Annotated in this window: 10 protein-coding genes and 3 pseudogenes; 6 read left to right on the forward strand and 7 right to left on the reverse strand. The window is 64.8% G+C overall.

The window, feature by feature from the left end; all coding sequences use genetic code 11:
• Positions 1-206, forward strand: a pseudogene (locus D3273_RS29470) (IS481 family transposase); the annotation flags it as partial.
• Between the two features lie 156 nt (positions 207-362).
• Here D3273_RS29470 and D3273_RS26535 read toward each other — a convergent pair.
• Genes D3273_RS26535 through D3273_RS26555 form a run of 5 tightly spaced genes read right to left on the reverse strand, consistent with a single transcriptional unit; the run spans position 363 to position 2,088 of the window.
• Positions 363-677: a hypothetical protein gene (locus D3273_RS26535; RefSeq protein ID WP_129229963.1), complete on the reverse strand. Its 315-nt coding sequence runs from the start codon at positions 675-677 to the stop codon at positions 363-365.
• Positions 674-1,114 (reverse strand): lytic transglycosylase domain-containing protein, encoded by a 441-nt coding sequence (locus D3273_RS26540; RefSeq protein ID WP_129229964.1) that lies wholly within the window; start codon positions 1,112-1,114, stop codon positions 674-676. The genes D3273_RS26535 and D3273_RS26540 overlap by 4 nt, the downstream gene beginning before the upstream one ends.
• The gene (locus D3273_RS26545; RefSeq protein WP_129229965.1) at positions 1,114-1,545 is read right to left on the reverse strand and encodes a hypothetical protein; all 432 of its coding nucleotides are present in this window, start codon (positions 1,543-1,545) and stop codon (positions 1,114-1,116) included. The genes D3273_RS26540 and D3273_RS26545 overlap by 1 nt, the downstream gene beginning before the upstream one ends.
• A gap of 12 nt (positions 1,546-1,557) precedes the next feature.
• Positions 1,558-1,731, reverse strand: a complete 174-nt coding sequence (locus D3273_RS26550) for a glycosyl hydrolase 108 family protein (RefSeq protein ID WP_129229966.1) — start codon at positions 1,729-1,731, stop codon at positions 1,558-1,560.
• 39 nt (positions 1,732-1,770) lie between these two features.
• Positions 1,771-2,088: a hypothetical protein gene (locus tag D3273_RS26555; RefSeq protein ID WP_129229967.1), complete on the reverse strand. Its 318-nt coding sequence runs from the start codon at positions 2,086-2,088 to the stop codon at positions 1,771-1,773.
• A 569-nt stretch (positions 2,089-2,657) separates the two neighbouring features.
• Between D3273_RS26555 and D3273_RS26560 the strand changes: the two genes are divergently transcribed.
• Positions 2,658-2,909 carry a hypothetical protein gene (locus D3273_RS26560; RefSeq protein WP_129229968.1) on the forward strand — a complete coding sequence of 84 codons (252 nt, stop codon included), beginning with the start codon at positions 2,658-2,660 and terminating at the stop codon, positions 2,907-2,909.
• Between the two features lie 73 nt (positions 2,910-2,982).
• A complete protein-coding gene (locus D3273_RS26565) occupies positions 2,983-3,177 on the forward strand; it encodes a hypothetical protein (RefSeq protein ID WP_129229969.1) in 195 nt (64 codons plus the stop codon).
• A 149-nt stretch (positions 3,178-3,326) separates the two neighbouring features.
• Here the strand turns inward: D3273_RS26565 and D3273_RS26570 are convergent, their stop codons facing one another.
• Positions 3,327-3,521, reverse strand: a complete 195-nt coding sequence (locus D3273_RS26570; RefSeq protein WP_129229970.1) for a hypothetical protein — start codon at positions 3,519-3,521, stop codon at positions 3,327-3,329.
• Positions 3,522-3,672: 151 nt separating this feature from the next.
• On the opposite strand from D3273_RS26570, the gene D3273_RS26575 reads away from it, so the two are divergent.
• The 3 genes and pseudogenes from D3273_RS26575 to D3273_RS26585 all read left to right on the forward strand — a co-directional run bounded on the left by D3273_RS26575 (position 3,673) and on the right by D3273_RS26585 (position 7,743).
• Entirely contained in the window at positions 3,673-4,812 is a 1,140-nt protein-coding gene (locus D3273_RS26575) for an acyltransferase family protein (RefSeq protein ID WP_129229971.1), read from the forward strand.
• Between the two features lie 410 nt (positions 4,813-5,222).
• Positions 5,223-6,564: pseudogene (locus D3273_RS26580) on the forward strand (IS1380 family transposase).
• 255 nt (positions 6,565-6,819) lie between these two features.
• Entirely contained in the window at positions 6,820-7,743 is a 924-nt protein-coding gene (locus D3273_RS26585; RefSeq protein WP_129229972.1) for a beta-1,6-N-acetylglucosaminyltransferase, read from the forward strand.
• A gap of 337 nt (positions 7,744-8,080) precedes the next feature.
• On the opposite strand, the pseudogene D3273_RS26590 reads toward D3273_RS26585, so the two are convergent.
• Positions 8,081-8,323: pseudogene (locus tag D3273_RS26590) on the reverse strand (transposase domain-containing protein); the annotation flags it as partial.
• Positions 8,324-8,779 lie beyond the last annotated feature (456 nt).

Consider the following 8,779-nt stretch of genomic DNA (forward strand, 5'->3'; position numbering starts at 1 on the left):
AGGAAGCGACCAACAAGACGTTTCACTACGACACCGCAGAGATACTGCGCACACACGTCCTGGCCTTCATCGCGGCTTACAACTTTGCCAAGCACCTCAAAGCGCTGAAGTGGAAAACACCGTTTCAGACGATCTGCAGTGCCTGGACTGCCAACCCAGCTGTGTTCAAAATCAACCCGCATCACCTCATTCCGGGACCATACAGCGAGCAGGTCCCAGGAGGACGCGGCCCGGCGCTTCGCCCAGGGCTTGTGGGTGTCCCGGCCGTGGTTGCCCGGGATGGACAACACCCGGATCGGCACGCCGACCGTCTTGGCGAGGTGCACCACGCCGCCGGCGATGATCTCGCCGACGTCGCGCACCTAGTGCGGCACCACCAGATCGTCGGTCGCCATCAGCTCCTCGTGGAGGTGGCCCGAGATGTTGTCGCCGAGGCAGGCCAGCACAATCTCGGCCGGCGGCCGGCCCTGCCAATGCGCCGTCATCAGGTCGGCTGTGGTGGCGAAGAAGCCCAAGCGACGAAATATCGCGAAGGCCGGATTGGCGAAGCTGTTGCCCGGGAAAGCGAGGGTGACCGCGAAGGCCAGGAGCGCAAAGGCGCAGAGCCACTCGGCGTCGCGCGTCGCGTGGTTGGTCGGATGCTGGGTGAACCAGCCGGAGGAGATGAGGAAGCTCACGAGCCGAACCTCCACGCAATGCTGAGCACCCGGGCCGCGTAGCCGCGCCCCACCCCACCCCGGGCGAAGCGCCCGGCGTTGTAGCGCGCCGCCGCGCGGCTCCAGTCGCCGCCGGCGTCGCGGAGCAGCACGGCCAGCACGCGCGCGCCGCAATCGGCGTTGACGGCCGGGCTGGCGAGGCCGCCGCGGCAACCGGCGTCGCGCGCCGTGCCCGGCTGCACCTGCATCAGGCCGATCGAGCGTCCGTTTCGGGCGGCAGGATCGAAGCCGCTCTCGACGGCCGCGACGGCGAGCGCGAGGCTTGTCGGCACGCCATGGCGCGCCGCGGCGGCTGCGACGATCGCCGGCATGCCGGGTCCGGGGTGACGGGCGCGGGCCGCTGCCGGCGTCGCCCCGGCGAGGATCGACGCGGCGAGCAGGATGACGAGGCGCCGCATCACGCCGCCGCCCGCATCGGCTGAGCAACCCCGAGGGCGCCCGAGGCCGCCACAGCGGGATGTGCGAGCGGGTAGGCCCGGGCCATGACCTCGAGCGAACCCTCGTAGCTTTTCACCTTGTCAGCGAGGTCCGGGGCGTTGGACACGAAGTAGCCGACCGCGTGGGCCGCGAGAGCGTTGCCGACGTCGACCGTGAGGCCGTGCGCCTGCAGCTCCGGCAGGTAGTGCAGCGCGGCGTCGCCGATCGCCTTGTCGAAGAGCTCGTTGGCGTGTTGCTGCACCGCGAGGGCGCGCGACGGGCCGAGGTAGGGTTCCAGCAGGGTCCCGGCCTTGCCCACGACCGTGTGGGCAGCGAAATGGATGAGCGGGATGACGAGCGCCGTCATCACGATCATGACGACGGGCGTCAGGTCGACGTGTGTGTCGAACATGGGTTCAGGTCCTCAAGAGTGCGGATGCGACGAGGCGGGGATGCCGTATTTCGTGCCGACGAGCTTGCCGCGCCCGCGCTTACCCCCGGTCCAGTTGCCGGGGTCGCGCGGGTCGACGCTGGAGCCGCCCTCGTGGTGGAGCGTGAAGGGCAGCACGGCCCGACGGAACTCGTCTTCGGTGGCCATGCTGCCCTCGTGGTGAGACGGCGCCCGCGGGCGCCGGGATCAGCCCTGCGTCGCGCCGTGCGTCGCGCCGTGCGGCGCGATGGCGGCGTGGGTGGCGGGGACCGCGCCGGCGAGGTCGTCGAGCACCGGCTGCATCACGGCGGGGTCAACGAGGTTCGGCTCGTGGCTGCGCAGTTCGTCCACTTGGCGCTGCAGGTCGGCCTTGTCGGATTCGAGCTGGGCGATGCGGGCGCCAGCGGCCTTATGGGCCTCGGTGGCGGCGCGGACGGAAGCTATGAGCGTGTCCTGGATCTTCAGGACGCGGTCGGCCTCGTCGGCGGTGAGGGTGACAGGAGCGTCGGCGGCGACGTTGTCCATGGTGTGGGCTCCAACGAAAAAACCGCCCGGGACGGGGCGGCTTGGGACAAGGGCGAACGCGAAAAGCCCCGATGCTTCTTAGCAACGGGGCGCAAACACGGCTGGCAATCTACTTGTGATGGACGGATAGGCAGAGGAGCTGCCGCAGGTCAAAATGATCTGTCGCGCGCGGAACTCGACCGACGACGAACAAGCCCCTCCCCCATGCTTTTGCAGCGCGAGGAGGATCACGAGATGCCGAAGTTCCAGGTCACGGTCGCCGACGAGGCTGGCCATAAGCTCTATGACGAGACCATCGAAGCCGTCGGCCCCTGGAGGCCTGCGCCAAGGCGGTCGCGGATGCGAAGACGGCCGACGTGGCCGAGAGCGAAGAACCGATGGATGGCGGGCTGGTGCCGCCCTTCACCATGGACAGCTGATCGCTACCGAGAAGGGTAATTATCGGAGGTGACCGCAACGGCGTTAACTCGAACGAAATATTTCAGCTTACGACTTACGATTAAGCGTTGTTTAATGCGCGCGTCGAATCACGAGCGGGGGTGATTCCCGCTAATCGAACGGGCGCGGTGATGATCTACGAACACAAGGTCGGCAAACACCACTTTTTCATTGAGTGGAACAAGTATGGCCAGTGGGGCGAAAACGGCGAGACGAAGTGGGTCGCCACGTGCCAGGGCCTGTCGCTGACGCTTGGGGATACGCCGGAGAGCGTCCTATTCTCCCTGACAAGAGGTCGATCTCATCCAACCCTAGACGGTTTGAAGCCGGCTGACATGGGTTTGCCGAGCAAACTGGAAGCTTGGTCGATCGAACGCATCTAACGCCCGGCCATGATGTCGGCGAGGCCGGGCATGGCGAACTCGTGGTAGGGTTGGCACCTGGATGGAGGCGCCCATGTCGGATCGGGATCAGCAAATCGCCGAGTTCTGGGAGGAGTTCTGGGACCTGGAGTTCGAAGCGCCTCGGCCATGCGACCTCGCCACCGTGAAGCGCGACCGCGACCGCACGGCCGCCATCAATAAGGCCCTTGCCGACCTCGGAAGCGACGTCGGAGCTAGGCCGAGCGACCTGCCGGCCGGGAACGGCTGAGCCGACAGTACTTCCGAGAAGGGTTGTTATCGAGAGCGGTCTCGCAGCCAAGCCTCGCCTGGACGAACGGGAATGTGTCGGCGGACATGGAGTGTCCTCCGGGTTCTCGACCGGGATGGCCGGGAATGGGGTGGTGGCGGGGCGGTGGCCTAGCGGCGAACCGGCAAGCGCCGAAAAGCTGGAGCTACGAAACCGGCCACGGTCGCATAGGCCGCATCGGTTATGCGGATGTACGTCCCCTGCTGGGACGACCAGAGGCCGGTGCCGTCCACCCCGAGCGCGGAGAAGCTCGCGACCGAGTAGTCGGGCAGCCGGAACGGCGACTCGACCTGCTGGACACCCATGGCGCTGTAATTTGCCCGCAGGCCGTCTTTGCATCCTGGACGACCATGCTCAAGGCCGGCCGTCGTCTCGCCGCGATTTGACCCGCTCGGGTTTCACCCCTAGGTTTTCCCGGCGCACAACTGAGGGTGACGGTTGGGGAAGCTTTCAGCGATGATCAAATACGATGAGCCATCATCTGTTCACACGGTAGCATCTTCCTCGTTCGCGGCCTGTCGCGGCATCGCCATGATCATCGTCGTGCTTTTTCACGCCGACGTCATGTTGGGAGACCAGCTTTCCGAGTATGCAAGGTTCACGACCACCGCCGTCGCCCTACAATACTTCGCTCTTCCGATGTTCTTTCTCAGCATGGGTCTGGCGTTCGCGAGGGTGAGCCGGCCCAGGGCGTCGCTTAAGCCCGTGATGAACTCGATCCTGACGTACATGTACCTGTACGTCGTTTGGACGGTCATCAGCTATCTCGTCACATTCGCTTCGGTTGCGTCGATCACGATGAACGTTGCCGTGCCGACCGGCGTCCTCAATTTCGCGAAGTCCGTGGTCCTTCCGTCCGGTCCCCTGTGGTTTCTGCCCGGATCGGCCGTCATGAGCGCGCTTTACGTCGTCGTTTCGAGGCAGGATCGTGCGACGAAGGTCGTCCTCACCCTGGCTGTGGCCAGCTTGGCGTGGCTGCCCCATCTCGGCGGCACATTCATAACCCTGACGACAAAGAACGTTTGCTGCTTCTTCATCGGAATCATATTCAGGAGCGAGTTGGTGGCCGCCATCGGCGGCGTGAGCCGTCTCGGGCTGATAGTGTTTCCTCCGCTCATCGTAATCTTTATCGTCGCCTGTATGTCGACCGGCATCGAGAGCTGGGCCGTGACATACACGTTCATCGGCACGGCGGCCTTTGTCCTGATCTGCTCGGCGTGCAGCCATGACGTGATGCCGCAGGTCTTCACGCTCCTGGCCTACGTTGGGCGTGCATCCCTGCCGATCTACCTCATGCACGATTTCTGGAATCACACGGCGGTGGAGGCCATGGCCGCTTCAAGCGGGTGGCCTTCCGCCGCCGCGAAGGCAGGGATCATCGTCCCGATGTCCATAACGGCCTTCTCCATTCTGATGTGCCTGGCCACGAATGGGGCGCTGTACAGGTCTCGCATCCTCCTGAGGATGCCGGCCGCGCTGCAGAACCGCGTCGGCGGCTCAGTGATTCCCTGGCTCGACCGCGTCGTCCTGCCCCGTCTGACCCTCGATCGCTTGTGGAGCACGGCACCCCTCAGTGTTTGGTGGCCGAAGCCATGAGACGACACCCTCCCCCTGCGACTCAAGTCGTGGCTCGACGCAACCTTCGTTTTGGCACGGAACCTCACCGTGTCGGCGCTTCGACGGACCGGTCCGGCCAGCGCGGCGTCGGGTGATAGGTGGTCTCGCCGGAAGGGCAGGGATGTGTTTGCCGGCGTGCGGAAGCGCCCCGTGGCGATCGGCGATCCACAGGGTGGATAGGGTTGTGATTGGCGGCGACTTGTGATCGCCTGCTGTCGGCGATCGGTCAGGGGTGTCCGGATCGCTCCGCGGCTCTCGGCGGGTCTAGCCCGTCTTATTCACCGGGACGAGACATCAGTGGCGGCGAGCGTAGCTTAACATATTGAGGTGGCATAGGATTTGGGTGCTGACGCCAAGCCCGATCCCCCTCACAAGCTGCCACGCCCGCCATGGTCGACGATACGGTCCCGTCCTTTGGCTTCCAGCCGTCGGACGGAAGGAAGTCACAGCCGCCTTCGACGGTGGGCGCCTCACCTCGGATGGCGGCGTCATGATGCTGGCGCTGGTGGAGCGGCGCCTCGGGATTGCCGAGCGGCTGGCGCGCCTGATCCCGGACCGGCGCGATCCGACCCGCATCACCCACAGCCTCGCCGACATGATCCGGGCCCGCATCTTCGCGATCTGCTGCGGCTACGAAGACTGCGACGATCTCGATGCCCTGCGCACCGACCCCGCCTCCAAGCTCGCCTGCGGTCGACTGCCCGACACCGGGGTCGACCTGTGTTCGCAGCCGACCCTGTCGCGGCTGGAGAACGCCCCGCGCCTGCGCGACGTGATCCGGCTCACCTACGCGCTGGTGGACGCCTGGATGGACTCATACCCGCGGGAGCCCGACGCGGTGACGCTGGACATCGACGATACGTGCGACGACGTCCACGGCCACCAGCAGCTGTCGCTGTTCAACGCCCACTACGACGAGCGCTGCTTTCTGCCCATCCACGTCTACGACACGGAGCGCAACCGTCCAGTCGCCGTGGTGCTGCGTCCGGGCAAGACGCCGTCGGGCGTCGAGGTGCGGGCCCACGTCCGGCGCCTCGTCCGCCGCATCCGGGGCCGCTGGCCCAAGACCCGCATCCTGTTCCGGGGCGACGGTCACACGCCCGGCCCGAGGCCATGGCGTGGTGCGAGGCCAACGGGCTGCAGTACGTGTTCGGCCTGCCGGGCTCTAAGCCACTGTCGAAAAAGGTCGAGGACACCGCCGATGCCGTCCGCACCGAGCGCGCCATCGGCGACGAACTCGTCGTGCGCGACTACGCCGAAACCCGGCACAGGGCGGGCTCCTGGAACCGGGAGCGCCGCGCCGTGGCACGCGTAGAGGCGACCCGCCTGGGGCTCGATATCCGTTTCGTCGTCACCAACGTCGAGAGGGGCTCGCCCGAGTGGATCTACGACAGCCTCTACTGTGCCCGCGGGCAGGCCGATAACCTGATCAAGCTGCACAAGTCCCAGCTCCGGTCCGACCGCACCTCATGCCGCTCTGCGCTGGCCAAACAGATGCGTCTCGTCCTGCACACCGCCGCCTACTGGCTGATGCTGGACGTGAGGGACGCCATCCCCAAGGTCCGCGACTTGGCTTCGGCCGAGTTCACGACGCTGCGCCTCCGCCTGCTCAAGGCCGCCACCAGGATCGTGGAAGCCCGGCACCGCGTGCGCATCGCCTTCGCGGCCGCCTGTCCCGAGGCCGATGTCATCGCTGGTCTATCAGCGGCCCTGATACGGCGCCGGATCTGATCGGCGGGGCGACGTCCCCTCACGCCGAAATCAGGTTCTCCCTCCAGCGCCGCACCCACACCGAAGCATCACCCGACGGCGCTCCGCGTCGAGCGGACCCGCATGCCCAGGATGAAACACCCCGCCTGCTGAGCCCGACATTCTCGCACCCGTGAATAGGACAGGCTAGACAGCTCTGAACGGATCGCTATCAAGCCATGTGTGATATGCACATGTCCGAAGAAGCCCTGTCACGAACTTGTGCGAGGACCACGCATGAATGCAAGCACAAAAGTCGCGTACGTCGTTCTCGCCCACTCGGACCCGCAAATGTTCGGCCGGCTGATGCGACGCCTCAGCCACCCGAGCGTCGCCGCTTTCGTCCACGTCGATGGCCGGTCCGATCAACGCCCGTTCGAGGCCGCGGTCGATGGCGTCTCCGACATCCATTTCGTCGCCGACCGCGTCCAATCGCGGTGGGCAGGCTTCAGCCTGGTCGAGTCCACGCTGCGCGCCTTCGAGCTGGCCTTGTCCCGCACGACTAAAGCCTGCACCCATTTTGTCGTGATTTCCGGCGCCGACTATCCCCTGGTGCCGAACGACACGATCCTCGGTTTCTTCGCAGCTTGCCCGGAGCGACAGTTCATTAGGCGCTTTTCGCTGATGGAATCCGGCGACGCTGTCCAGATGTGGCGTGTCCGAGGCCGTTACTTTAGGGAGTGGGCTGACCGCTTTACCTGGAAGCGGAAGCCGTTGTTCGTGCTCGAACGGTTGTTCCGGCTGTTTCCGCGACATCCCCCTGCCGGCTTACGCGTCGTGCTCGGGTCGCAATGGGTGGCGCTCACGCGGTCGTGCGTCGCGTATTGCGTTTCCCGCGCCCGCGACGATCGCCGGCTGCTTCGCTTCTTTCGGCCCTCGTTCGCGCCCGACGAGATGTTCATCCACACCCTCGTCCAGGACTCGCCTTTCGCCGCTCAAGCCGAGCCGATCGAGTCCTACAGCGACATCACGACCGTCGGCGGTCCCTTTCACTACGGCAACGTCCACCTCCTGCCGCCCAAGGTGCCGATCGTCAGCGCCGAGGCGGCTCGAGCGATCCTGGATAATCGAGGTGACAAGCTGTTCACCCGCAAACTATCGTCTACGTTGTCGGAAGCGGCGCTCGCCGTCTTCGACGAAGTCGGTCATTCAGCGAGGTAGCGGTCATCGGGTGCCCTGACCTTGAGCGCCGGATACAGGTGTGAACATATGATTTCGATAGCTGGCGACTTCGGAGGGACCAGGCGACACCCGACAGTTGACCATGCTCCAATGAACTGCCGAGCTGCCTTCTGACGAGAGGCCGAAACTCGCTGCAGCTCCATATCCAGCGCATGTGTCGGAACATTTATTCGCTGTCCGACGCTGTCGGTACTGCAAGCGGCATGCCGTTTACGTCGTTCCCTAACGACGAGGCACGCGGGATCGGCCTTTATAAATTTCCCGCGGGACTTTATCGTGAGCAGTCCGGTGGCGGGTCGGCTTGCAAATGCCCGGATCAGGCTTCGGCGTCGAGGCTCGGCGTTTCGGCCAGAATGGGCCGCCAATCCCACGCCAGCAGGTCGCCGAGGCGCTGGGCCGGGTGGGACGCGATGCGGCCGAGCACATGGGCCAGCCGAGCTTGAGGGGCTACGTCGTTCAGCTTCGCCGTCACAATTAAGCTGTCGAAGAACGCCGCGCTTTGGCCGTCCCGGTTCGAGCCGGCGAAAAGCCACGCCTTGCGGCCCAGGGACATCGCCCGTTCATTTCGCCCATGTCGGGCAGGAGGCGGAAGTCCAGTATCGCCGGCACCCCTATTTCGGGCTCGAGGTGCTCTTACGCCGTATCGAGCAGCAAGCGACTGTTAAATTCTACAGTTGCAAGGGTTTTCGGAATTTTGATCCCGACATTCGGCTGGATATTTGACAATGCTCATTGCGCTAGCACGACTCTCGACTTCCAACACGTCGATACTCTGGCGTTGACAGAGTTGAGACAGATATTAGACGGAGCTTGTAACATCGCAAACTCTGGGATCGATGTGCTCATCGCTCCGGAGACAAGCGATAGAACTCATCAGATGGCCGGCGAGGAAGTCGGATCTGCGGATCAGCTTTCTATTCGACAGCGACAGGCTAAAGGTATCTACCCACGGGGTTGAGTGAGGCGACCGGCTCCGAGCATGGTCGGCCGAGGTGCAACGACGGCTTGCGCAGCG

It is taken from the genome of Lichenibacterium minor, from assembly GCF_004137685.1.
Taxonomy (GTDB): Bacteria; Pseudomonadota; Alphaproteobacteria; order Rhizobiales; family Beijerinckiaceae; genus Lichenihabitans; species Lichenihabitans minor.

What these genes read in the sequence shown, in the direction of transcription:
- D3273_RS26540 (WP_129229964.1), bottom strand. Translation starts at nt 1,114, where the DNA reads ATGCGGCGCCTCGTCATCCTGCTCGCCGCGTCGATCCTCGCCGGGGCG.
- D3273_RS26545 (WP_129229965.1), bottom strand. Translation starts at nt 1,545, where the DNA reads ATGTTCGACACACACGTCGACCTGACGCCCGTCGTCATGATCGTGATG.
- D3273_RS26550 (WP_129229966.1), bottom strand. Translation starts at nt 1,731, where the DNA reads ATGGCCACCGAAGACGAGTTCCGTCGGGCCGTGCTGCCCTTCACGCTC.
- D3273_RS26555 (WP_129229967.1), bottom strand. Translation starts at nt 2,088, where the DNA reads ATGGACAACGTCGCCGCCGACGCTCCTGTCACCCTCACCGCCGACGAG.
- D3273_RS26560 (WP_129229968.1), top strand. Translation starts at nt 2,658, where the DNA reads ATGATCTACGAACACAAGGTCGGCAAACACCACTTTTTCATTGAGTGG.
- D3273_RS26565 (WP_129229969.1), top strand. Translation starts at nt 2,983, where the DNA reads ATGTCGGATCGGGATCAGCAAATCGCCGAGTTCTGGGAGGAGTTCTGG.
- D3273_RS26570 (WP_129229970.1), bottom strand. Translation starts at nt 3,521, where the DNA reads ATGGGTGTCCAGCAGGTCGAGTCGCCGTTCCGGCTGCCCGACTACTCG.
- D3273_RS26575 (WP_129229971.1), top strand. Translation starts at nt 3,673, where the DNA reads ATGATCAAATACGATGAGCCATCATCTGTTCACACGGTAGCATCTTCC.
- D3273_RS26585 (WP_129229972.1), top strand. Translation starts at nt 6,820, where the DNA reads ATGAATGCAAGCACAAAAGTCGCGTACGTCGTTCTCGCCCACTCGGAC.